This is a genomic window from Enterococcus sp. VV15 (genome assembly GCF_005236045.1).
Lineage (GTDB): Bacteria > Bacillota > Bacilli > Lactobacillales > Enterococcaceae > Enterococcus_B > Enterococcus_B durans.
This window is the reverse complement of the sequence record NZ_QPTY01000003.1, coordinates 123,144-144,388: the sequence shown is the minus strand read 5'-3', so window position 1 is coordinate 144,388 and position 21,245 is coordinate 123,144. Positions and strand designations below refer to the sequence as shown.

At 37.5% G+C, this 21,245-nt stretch carries 20 protein-coding genes; 3 read left to right on the top strand and 17 right to left on the bottom strand.

What is annotated here, in order from left to right:
* From DVW83_RS02500 to DVW83_RS02445, 12 genes are all read right to left on the bottom strand, one after another.
* On the bottom strand, positions 1-134 hold a 134-nt coding region (locus DVW83_RS02500), incomplete at its 3' end, for a transposase (protein ID WP_153226969.1).
* A 150-nt stretch (positions 135-284) separates the two neighbouring features.
* Entirely contained in the window at positions 285-914 is a 630-nt protein-coding gene (gene upp / locus DVW83_RS02495) for a uracil phosphoribosyltransferase (protein WP_104660524.1), read from the bottom strand.
* 238 nt (positions 915-1,152) lie between these two features.
* Entirely contained in the window at positions 1,153-2,097 is a 945-nt protein-coding gene (locus DVW83_RS02490; protein ID WP_104660523.1) for an alpha/beta hydrolase, read from the bottom strand.
* 277 nt (positions 2,098-2,374) lie between these two features.
* Positions 2,375-3,619, bottom strand: a complete 1,245-nt coding sequence (glyA, locus tag DVW83_RS02485; protein ID WP_104660522.1) for a serine hydroxymethyltransferase — start codon at positions 3,617-3,619, stop codon at positions 2,375-2,377.
* Positions 3,620-3,764: 145 nt separating this feature from the next.
* A complete protein-coding gene (locus DVW83_RS02480; protein WP_104660521.1) occupies positions 3,765-4,790 on the bottom strand; it encodes an L-threonylcarbamoyladenylate synthase in 1,026 nt (341 codons plus the stop codon).
* Positions 4,791-4,981: 191 nt separating this feature from the next.
* A complete protein-coding gene (gene prmC, locus DVW83_RS02475) occupies positions 4,982-5,821 on the bottom strand; it encodes a peptide chain release factor N(5)-glutamine methyltransferase (protein WP_104660520.1) in 840 nt (279 codons plus the stop codon).
* Complete coding sequence (gene prfA / locus DVW83_RS02470) at positions 5,814-6,887, bottom strand: peptide chain release factor 1 (RefSeq protein WP_005879255.1); 1,074 nt, start codon at positions 6,885-6,887, stop codon at positions 5,814-5,816. Before prfA ends, prmC begins: the two co-directional genes overlap by 8 nt.
* Before the next feature lie 2 nt (positions 6,888-6,889).
* Complete coding sequence (locus DVW83_RS02465) at positions 6,890-7,474, bottom strand: thymidine kinase (RefSeq protein WP_081134559.1); 585 nt, start codon at positions 7,472-7,474, stop codon at positions 6,890-6,892.
* A 234-nt stretch (positions 7,475-7,708) separates the two neighbouring features.
* Positions 7,709-8,278: a signal peptidase I gene (gene lepB, locus DVW83_RS02460; protein ID WP_081134560.1), complete on the bottom strand. Its 570-nt coding sequence runs from the start codon at positions 8,276-8,278 to the stop codon at positions 7,709-7,711.
* 174 nt (positions 8,279-8,452) lie between these two features.
* Entirely contained in the window at positions 8,453-9,235 is a 783-nt protein-coding gene (locus tag DVW83_RS02455; protein WP_104660519.1) for a DUF6681 family protein, read from the bottom strand.
* Positions 9,232-9,723 carry a hypothetical protein gene (locus DVW83_RS02450; RefSeq protein ID WP_174784245.1) on the bottom strand — a complete coding sequence of 164 codons (492 nt, stop codon included), beginning with the start codon at positions 9,721-9,723 and terminating at the stop codon, positions 9,232-9,234. The genes DVW83_RS02455 and DVW83_RS02450 overlap by 4 nt, the downstream gene beginning before the upstream one ends.
* Before the next feature lie 154 nt (positions 9,724-9,877).
* The gene (locus tag DVW83_RS02445; protein ID WP_104660517.1) at positions 9,878-10,609 is read right to left on the bottom strand and encodes an epoxyqueuosine reductase QueH; all 732 of its coding nucleotides are present in this window, start codon (positions 10,607-10,609) and stop codon (positions 9,878-9,880) included.
* A 157-nt stretch (positions 10,610-10,766) separates the two neighbouring features.
* Here DVW83_RS02445 and DVW83_RS02440 point away from each other — a divergent pair, with 157 nt between their 5' ends.
* The 3 genes from DVW83_RS02440 to DVW83_RS02420 all read left to right on the top strand — a co-directional run bounded on the left by DVW83_RS02440 (position 10,767) and on the right by DVW83_RS02420 (position 14,795).
* Positions 10,767-12,161 (top strand): TrkH family potassium uptake protein, encoded by a 1,395-nt coding sequence (locus DVW83_RS02440; protein WP_373412798.1) that lies wholly within the window; start codon positions 10,767-10,769, stop codon positions 12,159-12,161.
* A gap of 590 nt (positions 12,162-12,751) precedes the next feature.
* A complete protein-coding gene (locus DVW83_RS02425; protein ID WP_137238960.1) occupies positions 12,752-14,104 on the top strand; it encodes a Mur ligase family protein in 1,353 nt (450 codons plus the stop codon).
* On the top strand, positions 14,097-14,795 hold the full coding sequence (locus DVW83_RS02420; RefSeq protein WP_104661203.1) for a type 1 glutamine amidotransferase: 699 nt from the start codon (positions 14,097-14,099) through the stop codon (positions 14,793-14,795). The genes DVW83_RS02425 and DVW83_RS02420 overlap by 8 nt, the downstream gene beginning before the upstream one ends.
* Before the next feature lie 146 nt (positions 14,796-14,941).
* Here the strand turns inward: DVW83_RS02420 and DVW83_RS02415 are convergent, their stop codons facing one another.
* The 5 genes from DVW83_RS02415 to DVW83_RS02390 all read right to left on the bottom strand — a co-directional run bounded on the left by DVW83_RS02415 (position 14,942) and on the right by DVW83_RS02390 (position 21,224).
* Positions 14,942-15,973 (bottom strand): hypothetical protein, encoded by a 1,032-nt coding sequence (locus DVW83_RS02415; RefSeq protein WP_104661202.1) that lies wholly within the window; start codon positions 15,971-15,973, stop codon positions 14,942-14,944.
* A gap of 49 nt (positions 15,974-16,022) precedes the next feature.
* Positions 16,023-16,544, bottom strand: coding sequence for a hypothetical protein (locus tag DVW83_RS02410; protein ID WP_224784439.1), 522 nt, complete (start codon positions 16,542-16,544; stop codon positions 16,023-16,025).
* A 157-nt stretch (positions 16,545-16,701) separates the two neighbouring features.
* The gene (locus tag DVW83_RS02400; RefSeq protein WP_238699328.1) at positions 16,702-18,225 is read right to left on the bottom strand and encodes a peptidoglycan amidohydrolase family protein; all 1,524 of its coding nucleotides are present in this window, start codon (positions 18,223-18,225) and stop codon (positions 16,702-16,704) included.
* 181 nt (positions 18,226-18,406) lie between these two features.
* Positions 18,407-20,902: a VirB4-like conjugal transfer ATPase, CD1110 family gene (locus tag DVW83_RS02395; protein WP_104661198.1), complete on the bottom strand. Its 2,496-nt coding sequence runs from the start codon at positions 20,900-20,902 to the stop codon at positions 18,407-18,409.
* The gene (locus DVW83_RS02390) at positions 20,841-21,224 is read right to left on the bottom strand and encodes a PrgI family protein (RefSeq protein ID WP_005879282.1); all 384 of its coding nucleotides are present in this window, start codon (positions 21,222-21,224) and stop codon (positions 20,841-20,843) included. The genes DVW83_RS02395 and DVW83_RS02390 overlap by 62 nt, the downstream gene beginning before the upstream one ends.
* Positions 21,225-21,245: the final 21 nt, after the last annotated feature.

The following is a 21,245-nucleotide window of genomic DNA, read 5'->3' as shown; positions in this document are numbered from 1 at the left end:
TCTTGAACCCATCGATACAAGCTATTAGCGTGAACTTCTAGCTGTAGGCTAACTTCTTTAACAGAAAATCCTTCTTCAGTTACCAGTTTTACAGCGGCGATTTTAAATGCTTTATCAAATGAACGCCTTGGCATAATCTAGATCCTCTCTTTCCCTTAATTTATTGTCTAGTTTATTATACCAAGTCCACCCAAAAGGTTAGATTTTTGGTCTAACTTTTTGGGGTCGATTCATTATGAACCTCGTCTTGCGTATTTTATTTTGATTTTTTAAGGTTAATCCCCTTACTTCGTACCGAATAAACGATCACCAGCATCGCCTAATCCTGGTACGATATATCCATGTTCATTTAGTTTTTCATCTAATGCAGCAGTATAGATATCAATATCTGGATGTGCTTCTTGTAAAGCTTTCACACCTTCTGGAGCGGCAACTAAACATACAAATTTAATATTTGATGCGCCACGTTCTTTTAATGCATCGATCGCCATGATCGCTGAACCACCTGTTGCCAACATTGGATCAACAACAAATAATTGACGTACATCGATATCTTCCGGTAATTTAACGAAATATTCATGTGGTTCAAGTGTTTCTTCATCACGGTACAATCCGATATGACCTACTTTTGCAGCTGGGATCAATTCTAAGATACCATCAACCATTCCGATACCTGCTCGAAGAATTGGGATGATTGCTACTTTTTTACCAGATAACGTCTTTTGTGTTGATTTTGTGATTGGTGTTTCAATGACAACATCTTCCAACGGCATATCACGTGATACTTCATATGCCATCAACATAGCAATCTCGTCAACAACCTCACGAAAAACTTTTGTCCCGCAATCTTTGTCTCGAATAATAGTTAGTTTGTGTTGGATCAATGGATGGTCGATCACTTGAAATTTGCCCATTTTTCTGGTCTCCTTTGTTCTGTCGTTTCTTTTTAATTGTAAAACAAATTACGTCAATTGACTAGTATAACTCATGAATTTTCTAAAGAAAATAGCCCAAATAAAAAAACAAATCGATCATACTAAAAAAAACAGTAAAAAATAACAAAAAAGTAAACTAACCACTTATTATTTGTTATTTTTACTGTTTCTGATTACTATAAAACATTACAAGATACGCTACACAGAAGGTATCATTCTAGTCTTCCTTCAGCCATTGTGTAGATAGAGCCATTGCTGCTCGGGTCGCTTTGGTCTGATCCATCGCATTGACCATCACGAAGTCATGGATGATTCCTTGGAAACGTGCTTGTGTAATAGGAACTCCTGCTGCTCTAAGTTTTCGAGCGTATGCTTCTCCTTCATCGCGTAACACATCTGCTTCCCCAGTTAAAATCATTGCTGGTGGCAGATCCCTCAATTCGTCTAAAGAAGCACGCAAAGGAGAGGCTGTGATTTCTGCACGCTCTTTTTCATTTGTTGTATACTGATCCCAAAACCATTTCATACCTTCTTTAGTCAAAAAGTAATTTTCTTCAAATTCTTGATAAGAATCTGTATCAAAATTGGCATCTGTCACTGGATAATACAACAATTGTTTATGGATAGACAGACCTTGACGCTGTTTCGTCAAAAGAGTCATAACAGTGGCCATATTACCGCCAACTGAATCACCTGCTACACTCAATTTCGTAAGATCTAATCCTTTTGATTCTGCTAATTCTCTTAATTTTTGTAAAACAAAATAATTTTGTTCAATAGCTACTGGATATTTTGCTTCAGGTGAACGGCTGTATTCAGGAAATACTACCACTGAATTCGTTCGGACAGCTAACTCCCGAATTAATTTATCGTGGGTCTGAGCGCTGCCAAATACCCAACCTGCACCATGGATATAGAAGATAACTGGTAGCTTATCGACATTTCCTTCTGGTCGCACGAGCCGAACATTGATTTTTCCCCAATCCTTTGTATCTACGATCAGATCTTCAACATCTACTGGTAATTTATCAACTGATGAATCTTGTACTTTTTCTAAAAGCGCACGCCCTTCTTCTGGCGGTAATTCATAAATTCTGGGGTGAGGTGCATTGGCATCGCTAAATTCAACTGCTTCTTTTTCTAATGAAATTCGTTCGGTCATCGTGATTCCCCCTTGTTTTGATAAAGAGCCAAATTACACCTCATATACTAGATAGCTAAAAGGAAAAAGTCAAAAAATCAGTCTGTACTTCGAATTGGCTTCGAAAAAAAGAAGGACGTGACAAAATACTTGTCCACATCCCTCTTTTTTGAGTAAACATTGTTCCAAAAGCAACTTTTTGCAAAATAAAGCGAAATTCGTAAAATTTGAAAAATAAATTCCGTACGCTTCTGCTTATTTCTTGTGGTACAACATTGCTCGTCTTCAACCATATGTTTTATTTATTATATAAAGGATACTTTCCCGTTAATTCACGTACCCCTGCTCGCACTTCATCTAGTTGTGCTTCATTGTCTTTTGCTTGTAGAGCCTTCACGACAAGTTCTGCTACTCTAGTGGCATCTGCTTCTTTAAATCCACGTGTAGTGATTGCTGGTGTGCCGATACGGATACCACTGGTTTTGAACGGACTTAGCGTTTCAAATGGAATTGAATTTTTATTGACAGTGATATTGACACTATCTAAGATTCTTTCTGCTTCTTTTCCATTCAATTCCAACCCACGTACATCAATCAAGACTAAGTGATTGTCTGTTGCACCAGATACTACTCGGGTACCGATTGCTTGATTGAACACTTTTGTCATGGCTTTTGCATTAGAAATGATCTGTTTACTATATTCTTTAAACTCAGGCATCAATGCTTCTTTGAATGCCGCTGCTTTACCCGCTATCACATGTTCTAATGGTCCTCCTTGAATCCCTGGGAAGACAGCACTATTGATTTTTTTAGCTAATGCTTCATCATTGGTCAAAATCATTCCACCACGAGGCCCACGTAACGTCTTATGTGTCGTTGTTGTTGTGATATCTGCATAAGGAATTGGGCTTGGATGCATACCAGTTGCTATTAATCCAGCGATGTGCGCCATGTCGACCATTAATTTTGCACCAACTTCATCCGCGATTTCTCTAAATTTGGCAAAATCGATCGTTCTACCATATGCACTCGCGCCAGCAACGATCAACTTTGGCTGATGTTTTCTTGCTAAGATCCGAACCACATTATAGTCGATGACTTCTGTTGTTGGGTCTACTCCATAGGCAACAAAATGATACGTTTTACCACTAAAATTAACTGGGGACCCATGTGTCAAATGGCCTCCTGCTGAAAGATCCATTCCTAAAATCGTGTCGCCAGGTTCTACTAAGGCAAGATATGCCGCCGTATTTGCTTGGGATCCGGAATGAGGTTGAACATTTACAAATTTTGCGCCAAATAATTCTTTTGCACGGTCAATTGCCAAATTTTCAACAATATCAACAAATTCACAGCCACCATAATATCGATGTCCAGGATAACCTTCTGCGTATTTATTCGTCAATATACTTCCTTGAGCTGCCATCACTGCTTCAGAAACAAAATTTTCGGAAGCAATAAGCTCCAAATTATTTTCTTGTCTTTGTTCTTCTTTTGCGATTGCAGCCCATAAATCAGGGTCAAACGTTTTGTAGTCTACCACAAACAACAGCTCCTCTATATTGTGTATCAAACAGATTTTCTAGCAAACAAAAATCAGTTCAACCTGTAAACTCTCATCTTTTTTTCAATTGAGTTTACTTTATTGCATTGTATCATAATAAAAGCTGGGAACAAGATACGTAAGATCATTTTTCAAAATATTTTTGGTTTGCCGATTTTTTGAGACGATTCATATACGCATTGCCTAGACCAGCTTCAGGAAAAGTTTCCACCAAAATCAGATCAAGCGCCAGGTTTTCCTCATCCAGCCCTCTTAATCCAGCAAATAATCCTTTAGTTGCTGCTTCAACAGAATCATTGAAATACATATATACAGCCGCTACATCAAAGCGAACAGCTTCCGCAATCGTTGGTCCTGCAATCACACCAACACGTAATGCCTTTTCTTTTGCCCAGAGGACTGCCTCATACCAATCCCCTGGACGAACCATCATCACTTGAGTATCTGGTGCATAATGTTTATACTTCATTCCAGGAGATTTCGGTGTTTCAGAACTTTGCACTAAATGGCGATCGATCGTTACGTTACCGCCAGTTACTGCCTCCAATTGTTCTTTAGTCACAGCGCCAGGACGTAATATCATAGGATCAGCTGCTGGATCACTGAGATCGATCACAGTGGATTCTACACCGATTCGAGTAGCGCCATCATCGATGATCCCTGTAATCTTTCCTTGTAGATCATGGAAAACGTGAGCTGCAGTCGTAGGGCTAGGTTTTCCAGATGTATTGGCACTCGGACCGACCAGAGGAACTCCAGCCAACTCAATCGTAGTCAAAGTTTTTTTGTTATCTGGCATGCGAAAAGCTGCTGTGGATAAACCACCAGTCACTATCGAAGGAAGATTGCCTTTTTTAATCTCAAAAATCAAAGTAAGTGGCCCAGGCCAAAAATTCTCAACAATTTTTGCCGTCGCTGGATGAAAGTTATCCACATACGTTTTCACCTGTTCAAATGATGACACATGGACGATCAACGGATTGTCTTGTGGACGTCCTTTTACTGAAAACACTTGCTTGACAGCTTCTGGCAAAAGAGCATTAGCACCTAACCCATACACAGTTTCTGTTGGAAATGCCACCAGTTCACCCGACTTTAATGCTTGAGCGGCTTCTTTTAATTGTTCTTCGTTATAATATTTTGTTTCCACAGTCTATCCACACCCCATTTTTATTGAATACTTGATTTATTCCATTTTATTCACTTCTTATCAACAGATTGTTGATAACTATTTTGTCAATAGTGGATAAGTCTGTTGATAAGTTAAAAAGTCGGTTACATGCTTGTTAAATCAATGTTTTTTTATAATAAAAAAACAGAAAAAAATATTTTCATCCACAACTAATCTGTTACGATGATCATCCGTTCATTTCCGAATAGATCTTTTCTGATACGCACTTTTTTATCAGGAAAAACGTCTTCAAAAATTCTTTTTACAGCAACACCTTGCGTAAACCCTATCTCCAAAAAAATCTTACCCTTTGATTTCAATAAGTCTTTTGATTCTTTAGCAATTTTTTTATAGATTGCTAATCCTTGGTCTTCTGCAAATAATGCCATTTTCGGTTCATATGTCCGAACACTTTCATCCATCAGATCCCATTCAGCGATGCTGATGTATGGTGGATTTGAAATGATGATATCAAACTTTTGCGCACTCACTGGAGCCAATGTATCCCCATGGTAAAAGCAAATATCGACAGACTCCTGGTTCGCGTTTTCCTTTGCTACTGCTAATGCTTGCTCTGATAGATCAACAGCTGACACCTTCCAAGAAGGTCTCTTCGATTTTAAACTGATTGCTATCGCTCCAGTACCCGTACCGACATCAACAACGTCTAATCTTTCATTAGAAGTCTCGTCTAAACACAGTTGGACTAATTCTTCGGTCTCTGGTCGAGGGATCAACGTGTCTTTTGTCACTTTTAAACGATGACCATAAAAATCCGCATACCCTAAGATGTATTGTGGGGGCAAGTGTTTCAAAAGCAGTGCCATATCTTGATCGATCATTTCTTGATCTTTTGTTGATATTGGGTCATTCATATAGATCAACCAATCTGTTTTACTCCAATTTTTTCTTTCAAAAAACAGAAATTGGATACTGTATCCTTCGATCGTTTTGGATTCTAAAAAAGAAGAAGCCCGTGAGAGGACTTCTCGATATGTGGTCTTACCCATTTTGCATTGCTTCCAATTTCGATGTTTGATCGTACATGATAAGTGCATCAACGATTTCATCAAGTTTTCCGGCAAGTATTTGATCGAGTTTTTGGATGGTTAATCCAATACGGTGGTCTGTCACGCGATTCTGTGGGAAATTGTACGTACGGATTCGTTCAGAACGGTCTCCTGTACCTACAGCAGATTTACGATTCGCATCGTATTCGCTTTGTGCTTCTTGTTGAATTTTATCGTACACACGTGCACGTAAGATCTTCATTGCTTTTTCTCGGTTTTTCAATTGAGAACGTTCATCTTGCATCGCAACGACGATTCCCGTAGGCAAGTGTGTTAAACGAACCGCTGAAGCTGTCTTATTGACGTGCTGTCCACCAGCTCCAGATGCATGATAAATATCTGTACGGATATCTTTATCTTCGATATCGATTTCGACTTCTTCTGCTTCTGGCATCACAACGACTGTTGCTGTTGACGTGTGGATACGGCCTTGGGATTCTGTTGATGGTACACGTTGTACACGGTGAGCACCACTTTCGTATTTCAATTTAGAATAGACATTATCCCCTGTAATCATCATGATTACTTCTTTGTATCCGCCAATACCCGTGATGCTTGCTTCCATGACTTCTGTTTTCCAGCCTTGTGATTCTGCATATTTTTGGTACATATTGAATAGGTCTCCAGCAAATAATGCTGCTTCATCCCCACCTGCGGCTCCACGAATTTCCATGATAATATTTTTATCGTCATTAGGATCTTTAGGAAGTAGTAGAATCTTGATTTTTTCCTCTAATTCTTCCTTTTCCTTTTTCAATTCAGAAAGTTCTTCTTTTGCCATTTCAGCCATATCATCGTCTAATTTTTCACCAAGCAACTCTTCGGTATCTTTGATTCCTTGAACGACTTCCTTATAGCGACGATAGACTTCAACTGTTTCACGAGTATTTGCTTCTTCTTTTGACAATTGCATAAATCGTTTTGTATCCGTGATCACTTCTGGATCGCTTAGTAATTCACCAAGCTCTTCATAACGGTCTTCAATTGATTGTAATTGATCGTACATGCTTATTCTCCTTCTGTAATAATCGATGGGTGGAAATAATGTTTCCGACAAACCGGGTAATAGGCTTCATTGCCACCAATTTGGACTTGGTCCCCTTCATATACGGGTTTCCCATCAATATAATGTAAATTCATAATTGCTTTTTTATGACAAAACCAGCAAATGGTCTTCATCTCTTCGATTTTGTCTGCATAAAGTAATAAATATTTTGATCCTTCAAATAATTCATTTCGAAAATCATTTTTCAAGCCAAACGCCATCACCGGAATGTTTAATTCATCAACAATTTTCGTGAACGCAATAACATGCTCTTTTTTTAAGAATTGCGCCTCGTCAATCAATATACAATACGGTTTATTTTCCATTTTTAAAATGACATCATAGACATCTGTTTCTTCAAAAATCGGCATTGCTTCTCGTTTTAAGCCGATTCGGCTAGAAACAACTCCTACGCCGTCTCTTGTGTCGATACCACTTGTCATTAACACAACTGGTTTATTTTGTTCTTCATAATTATGAGCTACTTTTAAAATCTCGATTGTCTTGCCGCTATTCATTGCGCCATACTTAAAAAATAGTTGTGCCATTCCCTCGTTCACCTTCCAGTTTGTTCCTATGGTATTATACTTGATTTTCATCATTTTTTACAGTGAGAATTTTTCAGTCCTAATTAGTTCGTTACCAAAAACCAAGTGCATAGAGTTTTATAACTGATTAAAAGGGATATTTTCACTAGTTTTTATCACTATCCCCAAGGTCAGAAAAGACAGAAAAAAAGAGGCAGTCACTTCTATCAGTGATTGTCTCATTTTTACTCTCCATCAGATGACGTTGATTTCATTGAGTGGCCAGTAACGGAAAACAACTTTCCCTTGGATCATATCTTTATCGACAAATCCAAACATCCGACTATCTTTAGAAATCAGACGGTTATCACCCAGAACCAGATACTCTCCTTTAGGCACCGTATAGTCAAAATCACTTGTAAATTTTTGTGCATTTTCTGCTTGTGCCTGAAAAGCTTGGCTATAGGAATATTCATCTTGTAGCTTATCATCAGCAAATTCTTTTTTGAATTCATCTAAGTAAGGCTCATCATATTTTTTTCCATTGATCGTTAACTGATCATTTTCCATTTTTACTGTATCTCCTGGTAAGCCGATGATACGCTTCACGATCATCCGATCTTCATCTCCAGGTTCTTTGGTTGTTATGATGTCAAAACGCTCATATTTTGAAATTTTTGATGAAATCAATCGCTGACCATCGTTCAAAGTTGGATCCATTGAATGTCCATTGACAGTGACTGGTGTGAATACGTAAACACGCGCTAATAGAAGGGCTGCTAGTACTAGAATCAGAATACCCCAATTTTTCAAAAATTCTTTCACAAAATACCTCCCGTATTTTTATTTTTAACCTTTTATTCGTGTACCACTTTATTTTACCTTTTTTGGAAACTAAAGGAAAGAATAAGTGCACATTCAGTTTACACTATCAGATGTTTTTTTTAGTGTAGCAAAAGACTGGAACAGCTTTTTTAGTTCCCGCCTTTATCCTTTTTATCAGTTACGGGAATGTTTTCTTCGTTGACTCCTACTGTAAATCATTGGTTCTTCTGTTTTCTCTGGTTGTTCTTTTTTGACAATCAGTTTCAAACGATAAGGTTCATGGTACCTTAAACCATCTTTGACAAAATCACCACCGACGATAAATAGTCCCACTGGTTCGATCGTATCTTCAGCAGATGCCACAGTCATTCGACCAACTGGCTCCATCTCAGAATAACTACGCCCAATATTTAAAATATATTCTTTGTCAGAAACTTTTTTTACATAATAATAGGGATATAACGTATTGCGATCTACTAAAAAGCCATCCATTCTCCCAAGATCGTTGACCTTGATCTCACCATTACCGATCAGATAGCGCATGTTCTCGGCTAATTTCAATTGATAGTCTTCATCGTAAGAAACTACAGCTTCCTGTGTATTTACTCTGTCAATCGTTCCATTATTTGCCATTGTATTTTCTTCATCTTGGATATTAAATACTTCATCTGGCAGATACTTCACAAATAATTGCGTAACATCTGCCTTCACGTTTTTATCAAGAAAATAGTAGAAAACATTTAAAATGATAAAATAAACAAGAATCAAAAAGGCGATTCCATATAGGAAAAATTGTAAATAATTTTGATTTTGCCATAGTCCATAAACGATACGCAAAAGATAGAGCGTTGGGATCACACTTAAAATCGTGTAACCGCGGTTTAAATATTTCGGACTAATATCTAGATAGCCTAAAAATTTATGCACACTATTGATAATATCTAATAAAAACGTCATTGTGAGTCACCTGCTTGCTGATTATTCGTCTGTGTCTTTGAGTTTTGAGTCGGCGCAGCATTTTTTGCTGTCGCATCTCCGTTGTTTTGTATAGACGAACTTGGTGTTGTGCTGCTTGGCGTAGTGGTTGTACTTGTATCCGTACTGCTTCCACCGTTAAAATCATCTGTCGCCGTATCTTCTGAGCTGCTATTTTCTTGGTTATTATCCTCATCTGTACTACTTGAAGGAACAGTAGAATATGTGGTTGTACTTGTTTTGTCCGTCGTATCTTGCGAAACACTTGATAAAGTCGTAGACTCATCACTCGTTTCAGTTGTTTGCGTTGTTGTATCCCCTGTAGTCGAAGCGGACGTTGTCTCCTCTGTCGTAGTAGAATTTGATGGGGCACGATAACTCGAACTATTGACCACACCGGTTGCAGTAGCCACAATTGTTGAAATAGTCAAAACCGCTATTGGTTTCAAAATAGGTGCTACTTTTCGCATCATATCTCATCCTTTGTTTTTATTTATAGCTTTTTCATTTTTCTATCCAGTTTATGTGCCAAATCTTACGTGCCACAGAATAGTTATTATATCTTATATTTACCATAAATTTATTATTTTTTTCTTACGTTTGTTTGAAAGTTTTATTATAGCTTTAGTCAAAAGTGACTGTTGACTCTGCTAGGTATGCCTTTGCTTCACGATTCACTTGTTTCAAGTCACATCCTTGTTGTTTCGCGGCAAACACACAGCCACAATAGCATTGACGATAGATATCATACTCTTTGCACATCTGGATGGAACGTTCATATCCCTTATTTTTCTTAAAATCGCTGGGAAGATAACGGGTACCGTAGATTTTTTGGATATCCATGCCGATTTGATTGATCAATGCTGCATTCTTTTTAGGAGAAATCGTTAGCGCACTCCCAAAATAGTCATAGCCAAGTTCTTGGGCTTTTTGCGCCACTAGATCGAGGCGCATATTGAAACAAGCGCTACATCTTGCTCCGCCTTCTCTTTCATCTGCTAACTTATTTTCTAAAACCATTTTATTAAAGACAATCGGTTGGTAGTCATCAACGATCAACTCTACATGGTTATTCGTTTGCTCATTAAATACATCGACAAACCGCTTTTGCTCGTGGAGTCGTCTTAAATACTCACTTTTAGGTTGGATATTCGAATTTGAGAAAAATAAAGTGACCTCCGCATGCTGACACATAAATTCTAATGTATGTGTACTACAAGGCGCACAACAAGTGTGAATCAATAATTTAGGTTTCGTTCCTTCTTTCTCCCATTGCTGAATCATTTTTTTCAAAACCGTGTCATAATTTATCTTTTGGTTTTTCATTTTTTCAACAATCAACTCTGCATCAATCATAGTCCAGATCCCCACTCTACTCAAATAACTCTTATTATAGGCTATTTACTCTTAAATCGAAAGATAACGTCGTATTTGTTTAGAATTTCTTTGAGTATTTTTTTCAATCTCGGTATACTAAAAGAAATAACCTATAAAGGAGGGTCGCATCTTGCAATTGAACCTTTTCTATCGAAAATTAAAACGGCGAAGTCAGCGTTATGCTACAACCCATTTTTCATCCATCCAGATCATTGTTTTTTATTATGTATTGATGACGATTGTTTCTTTAGGGCTATTCTATATTCCTATTTTTCGTCAACCAGATAGTCATGTTCCATTTATTGATATGTTGTTCATGGCTATCAGTACAGTTAGTGTTACTGGACTGACGACTTTTGATATCAGCTCCGTATTTAATGATAATGGCGTCATTTTACTTGAAGTATTATTTCAAGTCGGTGGTTTGGGTATCATGATGATCTCTACTGCGTTCATCATCTTTTCTAAACGGAGAATTACCTTGAGACAAAGACAATTGATCATGACAGACATGAATCAACCACGTTTATCAGGAATCGTTCGTCTGATTCGGATCACATTTACGATCTTACTGTGGTTCCAAATCATTTTTGGTACATTCTTCTCGATTTATTTTTATTATCGAGGCTATTTTGACCATTGGCGGGACGCCATTTTTTATGGATTCTATCAATCCATATCTGCAGTGACTAACTCTGGTTTCGATGTGACAGGCCAGTCCATCGAACCCTTTGCACATGATTATATTTTCTTGATCCTTATCATGTTTTTGATTTTTATTGGAGGGATCGGCTTCCCTGTCTTGATGGAATTTCGTGAATGGTTACTTTACAAACGATCGAAAGCTAAGCTACCATTTCGTTTTTCCCTTTTTACAAAGTTAGCCGTACTAGCCTTTGTCATCTTGTTCATTGGAGGAACCATCTTGATCTATCTTCTTGAGAAAGATCATCTATTCCAAGATGCTAGTTTAAGTGTCCAGTGGATCAATTCGATGTTTTATTCTATGACCACAAGAAATGCTGGTCTGCAGATCCATGATTTAGGAAATTTCCAAATCACTACATTGATTATTTTCTCCTTACTCATGTTTATCGGTTGTAGCCCTAGTTCAGTTGGTGGTGGTATCCGTACAACAACTGTTGCGATCATTGGCCTTTATCTTTATTCGTTCCTTAAAAGTGAAGATAACATCAATATATTCGGCCGAAAGATCGACGAAGACGATGTGCGAAAATCTGTTGTTGTCTTCATGTTATCTTTGGGAATGTGCTTTTTTTGCATCGTTTTCTTATCCGCAACTGAAAATCAGACCTTGATTTCAATCATCGTTGAAGTCACTTCTGCTTTTGGAACCACTGGTCTTTCTTTAGGCATCACTGGAGACTTATCGATTGTTGGTAAAATTACGATTGCGGCCCTAATGTTCATCGGCCGCATCGGCATGCTTTATACGCTGATGCTCTTTGTCCCTAAAGAAACACGAGATTTAGGTTACGAATACCCAACTGAAAAAATCATTATCGGTTGATCTCTTCACTCTGTTCGAATAAGTAGCGTGGAATGTGGGACAAATCTAACAATCAGGTTTGCTACAGACTCTCGAATAAACGACGTCCAAAAATCAGGTTTTTCGGAAATTTCAAAAAATGATCGTGGAACAAAAGTAAGAAACGCTTTTGTCTCATTCTTTAAAAACGAATAAACGGTGGGAGCAGAAGCAACTCCGAGAAATAAGCCGAAATCCACAAAATTTGAAAAGCAATTTTCGTTAATTTCTTCTTATTTCTCGGAGTTAAACACTTCTGTCCCAACCTTTTTTTTATCCAATTTCTCAAACCTAAACGACTTTTGTCTCGACCTCTTCTAAATACGAAAAAACAATGGATCAAAAACAATTCCTTCAGAAGTAAGTCAAAATCTGCAAAAATTTGAAATACAAATTCCGTGATCTCTCATTTTTTGGAGTGAAACATGGCGCGACCGCGTTTCTTTTTCGTTTTTCTTCCTTGGTATCGTAATCATTTCTTAAAAAAAAGAAAAGCAATTTAACCTTTTTTTGAACATATGGTATTATTAGTTGAATTTACTCGTCGCTAAGACGTTTTTGGAGGTTACATAATGGGAATACGCAGCCAATTTGCGATTGCTGTCGGAAAGACATCACAATGGGCATTAAAAACCTTCTTAAAAGGAGGTTCAAGTTTACCTGGTCAACTTGCACTTAAGATCGATCCACATCTTTTAGATACCTTAGCTAAGGATTATCAAGTAGTCGTAGTAACCGGTACAAACGGAAAAACACTCACTACAGCCTTAACTGTAAATATATTACGTCAGCAATACGACGAAGTTTTAACGAATCCGACAGGAGCTAACATGGTCCAAGGAATCGTCTCCACCTTTTTACAAGCAAAACAAAAAAAGGGACAAAAGAAATTCGCTGTACTGGAAATCGATGAAGCTAGTTTAAGTAAAGTGACAGAGTACATCAAACCAGAATTATTCTTATTTACGAATATCTTCCGTGATCAAATGGATCGTTATGGGGAAATCTATACGACATATAAAATGATCGTTGATGGTGCGGCAAAGTCTCCAGAAGCTACGATCATCAGCAATGGTGACTCACCGATCTTCAATTCTGCTGACACAGTTAATCCACGCAAGTATTACGGATTTGATCATAAAGAAGACCGTGAACAACTGGCTCACTACAATACAGATGGTGTTTTGTGTCCGAATTGCCATCATCTCTTACATTATAAAATGATCACTTATGCTAATTTGGGGAAATACTACTGTCCAAACTGCGATTTTAAGCGACCTGAATTAGATTATCGCTTGACTGACATGGTAAGAATGGATAATGTATCTGCTGATTTCGTCATCGATGACCATGAATACAGCATCGAAGTCGGCGGAGTGTACAATGTCTACAATGCTTTAGCAGCTACCGCTGTTGCAGAATATTACGGCGTTACTCCTGAAAAGATCAAGCAAGGACTTGGCTATGATGAAAAAGTCTTTGGTCGACAAGAAATCATCGATATCTCAGGGAAAAAATGCACCTTGGTCCTTGTAAAAAATCCTGTCGGGATCAATCAGGTGATCGACATGATCGGTTTGGCACCTTATCCGTTCTCACTTGTTGCATTATTAAATGCTAATTATGCAGACGGAATCGACGTTAGTTGGATTTGGGATGGGAACTTCGAAGATTTTGCAACTATGGATATCCCTGCTGTCGTTTCAGGTGGTGACCGTCATACGGATATGACATTACGTCTAAAAGTTGCGGGTGTACCAGAGGAAAAAATCACGGAAACGAAAGAAATTGCGGAAACGATTGAAGCAATCAAAAAACTACCGACTGACCATGTTTATATTTTAGCTACTTATACAGCTGTCTTACAGTTGCGTAAAGAACTAGCAAACCAAGGATTTATTAAGGGGGGGATGAATCGTGGCTAATTATGAATTGACTATTGCTCATCTTTATGGAAATCTCATGAATACTTATGGTGATAACGGAAATCTATTGATGCTCAAATATGTAGCAAAGAAGTTAGGGATTACCTGTCATACTGAAATCGTCAGCATCCATGAACCTTTTGATCCTGATAAGTACGATTTAGTCTTCTTTGGCGGAGGACAAGATTTTGAGCAATTGATCATCTCAAAAGATATCCAAGAAAAGAAAGAAGCATTGACAAACTATATCGAGAATAATGGCGTAATGTTGGCTATTTGCGGTGGCTATCAGCTTTTAGGCCATTACTATATAGGCGCAAATGGCGAAAAGATCCAAGGAATCAGTGCGCTGGATCACTACACACTAAGTCAAGAGAACAATCGTTTTATCGGGGACATCGTGATCCATAATGAAGAATTCGATGAAACGTATTATGGTTTCGAAAATCACAATGGGCGAACTTTTTTAGGTGAGGGTGAACGTCCCTTAGGTAAAGTCGTTCAAGGCCAAGGGAATAACGGAGAAGATAAATCCGAAGGTGTGATCTATAAGAATGTCTACGGTTCTTATTTCCATGGTCCGATCCTTGCTAGAAACGAACATCTGGCAGAACGTTTGATTCGCTTATCCTTAGAACAACGATATGGAAAAAATTTAGATTTACCAACTTTGCAAGAAGCACTTGCATAACAAATAAGAGACAGAGAATCGATTCTGACACATGAGCGTGGGACAAAAGTAAGAAACACTTCTGTCCAGCCTCGTCCGAATAAATGGTTTCCTTGTCTCTTTTTGTCCATTTTTTTGTGCTATCTCCTAAGTTGAACACTAAGCCTTCACTCTGTCTCCACGGCCCCCTCCCCTATTTTTTCTAATCTCTCTTGCCATAAAGAACTGTTTTTATGATCCTCTTTTTTCTCATAAAGCTCAATGAAATCATTGATGATCATTGCTTGATCGATATATGCACGTAAAATTTGTTTTTCCTCTTCCTGATTAATCAATCCAAGCACTTGTTGGGCTTCTGAGATTTTTCTTTCTTTCAGAAATGCTAGTGCTTGCCGTTGATAGCCTTCATCCAATTTTCTGGATAATTCATCGCTTTTCAAACGTTTATTCAATACTTCTGCTTCTGCCAACATCCCTAATTCAAGGTAGGCCAATGCCAGCATTACTTGCCGTCTTTCTGACAACGTTTTAGGATAATGTCCGATCACCTTTTGCCATTCTTTCGCCACGAATGCTAGATCGAACTGAGCATTTTCCGATGGAAATCGATCATTTATTTTTTTTAACCAGACATATTCCTTTTCCTCAACTAGATAGTCGACTAATTCATCGTACTGTTGCGGATAAGCTTCTACTGCTTCAAAGTAGTCTTTTTTTTGTAGTAATTGTTCCCAGCTGTCTTGTTTTGCCAGCGTTTCGCTTGCTGTTTTTTCAGAAGGAATAAACAAATAGTCTAAGGAGCGTTTTCCCAGAATAATGAAAGTCGCTATACCGATACTCAAAAGAATGCATCGTTTAGCAAATGTTTTGAATCTACCAGTCTGTGTATCATTTCGCATTTTTAACGGATTATTACGCTCCTTAAATCTCCCTTTCTTTACAGTAGTTTCATCCATTTCTACTGTATTGACATGCGCCGCGATGATCTCTTCGATGGGATCTTTGAAAGGAAACTGCAATTCTAACGTATACAGCAGTCGATTTCTTCGATTATAGATCCGTATTCGACAACTACCTGAATGATTCACTGTTTGCTTATTTATGTTTTCTAATAGCGTTAGTGCCTCAAAAATTGGTAATCGGTCTTCTTCTATCCCTAGTTTTTGTATCCGATCAATCAGTACGATTTCTTTTGCCACTAAAAACCCCCTTTTTCATTGGACCCATGCTTCACTTTCTTGTCTGTTATCAAGGCTTTGAGAATTCCAAATATTCATAGTCGTCTACCAAAAAATCAGTTTTTACTTCATCATACAAATAAGTAATCTTTAATGTTACTATTTTTTCAAAATTTCTTGTCACTACGTTACCTTCTTGATTGACTAAATCAATTTTTCTCTTTATTTCACTTATAACTTCGAAACGCCGATCATTTTCTTTTCGAATATAATTTTTACTGTCAAGAAATACAGAGTGACTAAAAAAATGCGGATTTGATTTTCCTTGGTCAATTTTTGATTTTTCATTTTCTTTTGCCTTTTCTGTCAAAAAAATCTCATAGTTTGAATAATTTTCTCCACTTGTTTTAAATGAAAAAAATAAGAGTAAAAATTTATTTACTTGTGTATCTTTCAGCACTTCTACAGATGGATCATGTGCTTTTTCTTGCAAATATACCCGCTTTTCAAGTGATCTTCCTATACTGATCATCACGCTTGTACTTAAACAAAAAAATAACCCAGCCAAAACAAAAGCTTTTTTATGACGCATCATTAGTCGTTCCTTTCTACAATCCGGTAAAAATAAACTGGGGCTGCCTGTGCATCTCCATAGTAACCTTCAAACAGCGTGATCACAATATCTCCTTGCTGACCAAACCCTTTTTTCGTTGCAGGTGTACAATGTAAGATTGTCTGCCCTTCATCGTCTAAAAAAAGCCTGTATGACCATAATCACCGGCTGAACCTCCCTTTTCTCCCCAAATAAATAAATCACCCGCTCTAATCTCATTGCGAGTTATTGCTTTCAAAATTGTTCCTTCCAAACCATATAGAGTTTCTGTATTTCCAAAAGGTATGTTGATCCCTAGCTCATTCATTGCCCATATCACAAAAGAAGAACAGTCATGATATGGCCATGTTCCTCGATTGCTTCCTTGTGAATCTTGGACATTTGTTTGATGCAGACTTTTTGCTTTCACTAAAAGCTGTTGAGCGAAAGACGAGCCAGAGTTCCAGAGCAAACTCATATCTGTACTTCCTCCTAACTGAACCAGCAGTTGCTTGATAGCTGGCACCCAGTAATGATTCAGTCCTGTTGGATCGTTGTCTGCGCCTACTGGGCAATACACACTGCCAAGTCGTTCCACCGTTATAAGCTGTCGCTCCACAATCAAATTTTTTAGCGTTCTTCCTGTTGCTTCAATCCCTTCGTCTAAACTTGGATAGCTAACAAGCCCATTTTCAGACATCAAACCAGCTGGATTATTGTTTTCAATAATTCCCTTACTTTTTCCCCAAGCACTTTCATGGATCATGATCGCAGCAAAAATGACAGGCGAAAGACCGTTTTTCTTTGCTTCTGTGATGATTTTGTCTGCTTTGTCACTAAAAGCATGACAATGTAGGACAATAGTTTGACGAAAGCGTCCTTCATCAAATGACTGATTTTGAAAATCTAGCATTTCATCCGGTTTTTCCACATATTCTACTTGTGGAAAATAAAAGCTAGGATTTACCACGTTTGCTTTTTTTGAATATTCAATCGTCAACTCATTTTCTTTTATCACATTCCCGATAAGTTCACCTGCTTTGATTTCCGAGGTATTGTTGACCAGTGGTGAAACATTTGTCAACCGTAGTTTCCGATCATGTGATTCGATGTGAATCACACCATCGGCAATGATTACTTTACCAGCTAAAGGAGAAAAAACTTCTTCATTCTCCTTTGCTTGTAGCTTGATTCCGTTGAAACACGCCTTTACCTGATCCTTCACGTAATAGCCATAGCGCTGATTGATCTGTATGTTTCCTTCTTTGAAGGGCGAATGCAATTCAGCTAGATGGTTGTATGGTCCAACTTCCATTTTAAGATGCAGCCGTTGTTTCAATTCCTCTGACCACTCGATGATTTGGCTCAAATATCGAGTCCTTAGTTGGCTGTTCTTGGTATCTGGATCAAGTTCCCACAATTGATCATGTAACAAGTTCAATTTACTTTTGAATGCTTGATTTGCTAGCTGGAATTTATCTGCTTGTATATCTAAATAGGAAAGAATGCTATCAATATCACTTTTGATTGTCTTTGCTACACGCTCGGTACGCTCGTGATTGATTTGAGTGCCTGAATGTTTTTTGAGAATCAGTGTCTTGTCTGCATCTAATTCTGTTAAATATGTCCAAACCTTTGTCAACTCTAATTCATCCGCCTGTGTCACCATTGAAGAAACCATGCTGAAGATCCCTACCATCATAACTATCAATGAAAGTGTAAGGACTGTTGCAAACTTCAATAAAAAGATTTGTGTCGATGATTGCTTCCATTCTCTTTTTTTGTTACTTCGTCTTCCCTGAAAAAAGAAAAAATTTACTGTTCTTTCTACACGTGATTTACTTATTTTCCTGAGAAAAATTCTATTCCGTACTTCCTCTATCTGCTTGATTTTGTCCCTCACTTCTCTTTTCTTGAGCTGCATCTTGGTTTGCTTTTATCCTTTCCTCTGGATCTGTCGTCATCAATTCATACAGTTTGGAAGGTGATTCTACGATATTGGAAAATGGTAGTATCACCTGACCTGCTCGTATCAGCCCAGCGCCCTTCGCAGGATGGATCAATTGCTTTTGCTGTTCAGCAGATAAGTGAAAAAGTGACGCAAGTTCATCTAAATCACTTTTTGCTTGTTTTAGCATAATGATGAATTCAGTATTGCTCAACATTCGGCGTGCTTTGTCTGAAAGTAGTAAAGTTTCTACATTTTGCGTAATCCCTGTCGGAATAGCTCCCCATTTTCGAATACGGCTCCACAATTCAAAAAAATAGTTTTCACAATAAGGATCGCTCAGCATCAATTGCATCTCATCGATATAAATCCAAGTTGTAATCCTTTTTTCCCGATTACGAACCACTCGATTCCACACTTGTTCTAATACAACCATCATGCCAAAAGTCTTTAATTGGCTACCTAATTGTTTGGTATTGTAGATAATAAATCGCTTATTCAACTGGATATTGGTTGGACGAGAAAAAATAGCTAATGATCCTTCAATATATAATTCTAAGTCTAAGACAAGCGCCTGTGCCTCTTCTTCCGGCTGTTCTTTTAATAAGGAAAACCACTCATTTCCCAGTGTCGGCATGCTTTTTCTCTCTGAATGATAATACTGGACATAAGTCAGCCGAGTAACTCGATCAATGATCGAACGTTGTGCAGAATTCAAGCCCACAGTACCCCCAATCAGTGCTTCAAAAGCAGTCAGAATGAAATCGGATTTCAATTTTATTGGATCTGTTTCACCTTGTAAATCACCTGAAATATCTAATAGATTTATGAAAGTATCTGTATTTGGTGCAATTTTGATGATTTGTGCATCGAAAGCTTTTCCGATCCGCGTATCTTCATCTTCTGGATCGATTGAAATGATTTCGTCTTCTGGATTTTTTAATAGCGTAGTGATTTCTTCATATTTTTTTGCTACACCTTTCCCTGAACCTGAACTTCCTAAAATCATCCCGCTAGGTGTATTCAATCGCTTACGATCAATTTGAATAGCATTTTTTGTTAATTCGTTTCTTCCATAATATTTTCCATTTTCATGACTAAGATCTTGTGCTGTAAAGGGAAGAAATATTGCGGTACTTGTAGTTGTAAGGGTCCGCTGAGTCATGATCCAATTTTTGCCAAAAGGAAGAACAGAATTCAATCCTTCCATCTGTAAATAATCTAAATGATTAAAACCACAGCCATACTTTCTGCCTATGCGTATCACCTGCTTTGCAATATCCGCTAACAGCTCTTTTTTGTCTGTTTTAAAATAAACGAAAATAGAAACAAAAAATAAATTTTGTCCCGCTTTTCTCAAATCATCGAGTAATAATTTTGCTTCATCAATACTGGTTGTCAGCTCATAGGGAACACTAGAATATGGATCATATCCTTTTTGCAGCGCTTTTCTTTGGGAAGCAACTTTATCTCCTTCCATATAGGCTTGTTTTCTTTGTATAAGATGATTCGCTTGATCAGAGGCGATGGGATCAATATGAATAGACAATGTCATTTCTTCAGGAATCTCTAGCAATCCTGAAATAACTTTATCTGTTAAATTAGCAGGATAGTCTTTTAAATATAGTATTTGCCCATACGACTCTTCTATTTCAAAATAATTCTTCTTTTTAACATTTAGACTCATAGGTGCAATACTTGCTTTTGTAGATAATCCGTTATAGATGAGATCAGAATAGTTGAAATCAAAAGAAGCAGTTGATTGTAATAAATGATGTATCAGCCGTAATCGACTCAATCCGTCCATTTTATGACATTTCGAACCGATTTCTGTTAGACTATCACTCAATGTCTGTTCGGCTCTATCTAATAGCTGTTTTGCTTGATCCAGTTTCTTGGCAGGCATGGTAAATGTTAAATAATTTTCTTTGATGAAGTTGTTCTCGCCTGCATGGATTTTTTTACTCAATAGATCATTCAATTCTTCGCGATACTCATCATGCGCATTGCCTATTTTTTTATAGAAAAGCTCCTTCTTTAATTTTTCTTTTCTGATTTTCTTTTTTACGAGTGTAACATTCAAGTGCATCGTCTCTTCGCAACTGTTCAGTAATGCGCAGTATTTAGTAAAAATACCTTGTTGTTCTTCCTTAGAGGCGATTTGATAATTGATATCAGAAAATTGGATACTCTTGGAATAGTAATTTGTACTCAGTTCACAAATTCCACTCTCAAACATCTTTTCGTAACGTAGCATTGATTGGACATTACGTTTAGGTGCCTGCTTTTTCTGTCTTTTTCCACGCTGTTGCTTTTGCTTTTTTAGTACGCGTAAAAATTTAGAATTCTTAATTGCTGTATTCTGTGTATTTCTTGCTTCTTTTTGTTTCCTTTTTTGCCAAGGTCTCATCCAATCTCACCTCCATGATAGATGGATAAGTATAATAGCTGTCGAGTTTAACATAACGCCAACGAATCTGTAGATATTTTTCCATAGGCAGATCATTAGGTTTGATCCAACCAAAAGATAAGATGGGTGAACTAATTGCCATCAAACCGATGCCGAGATCATCAATAGAAAATTGCCAAGTAAAATGATTCAAAAGACCGACGATTAGCGTAATACTCAAGGTTATCATCATTGATATAAATTGTCTTAATGAAAATCCAAAAAACAGCTTTTCTTTGTATAGTAAAATTTCTTTTCTAACCGGGACCTCAATTGCTATCATTCTCACCCCCTACTGCAGTCT

Bases quoted from the DNA above. Each gene is read 5' to 3' on its own strand.
- DVW83_RS02490 (WP_104660523.1), bottom strand. From the start codon at position 2,097: ATGACCGAACGAATTTCATTAGAAAAAGAAGCAGTTGAATTTAGCGAT.
- DVW83_RS02445 (WP_104660517.1), bottom strand. From the start codon at position 10,609: ATGATTGATGCAGAGTTGATTGTTGAAAAAATGAAAAACCAAAAGATA.
- DVW83_RS02450 (WP_174784245.1), bottom strand. From the start codon at position 9,723: ATGCGAAAAGTAGCACCTATTTTGAAACCAATAGCGGTTTTGACTATT.
- DVW83_RS02390 (WP_005879282.1), bottom strand. From the start codon at position 21,224: ATGATAGCAATTGAGGTCCCGGTTAGAAAAGAAATTTTACTATACAAA.
- DVW83_RS02410 (WP_224784439.1), bottom strand. From the start codon at position 16,544: ATGCGTCATAAAAAAGCTTTTGTTTTGGCTGGGTTATTTTTTTGTTTA.
- prmC (WP_104660520.1), bottom strand. From the start codon at position 5,821: ATGGGTAAGACCACATATCGAGAAGTCCTCTCACGGGCTTCTTCTTTT.
- DVW83_RS02395 (WP_104661198.1), bottom strand. From the start codon at position 20,902: ATGAGACCTTGGCAAAAAAGGAAACAAAAAGAAGCAAGAAATACACAG.
- DVW83_RS02465 (WP_081134559.1), bottom strand. From the start codon at position 7,474: ATGGCACAACTATTTTTTAAGTATGGCGCAATGAATAGCGGCAAGACA.
- DVW83_RS02400 (WP_238699328.1), bottom strand. From the start codon at position 18,225: ATGGTTTCTTCAATGGTGACACAGGCGGATGAATTAGAGTTGACAAAG.
- DVW83_RS02455 (WP_104660519.1), bottom strand. From the start codon at position 9,235: ATGACGTTTTTATTAGATATTATCAATAGTGTGCATAAATTTTTAGGC.
- upp (WP_104660524.1), bottom strand. From the start codon at position 914: ATGGGCAAATTTCAAGTGATCGACCATCCATTGATCCAACACAAACTA.
- prfA (WP_005879255.1), bottom strand. From the start codon at position 6,887: ATGTACGATCAATTACAATCAATTGAAGACCGTTATGAAGAGCTTGGT.
- DVW83_RS02425 (WP_137238960.1), top strand. From the start codon at position 12,752: ATGGGAATACGCAGCCAATTTGCGATTGCTGTCGGAAAGACATCACAA.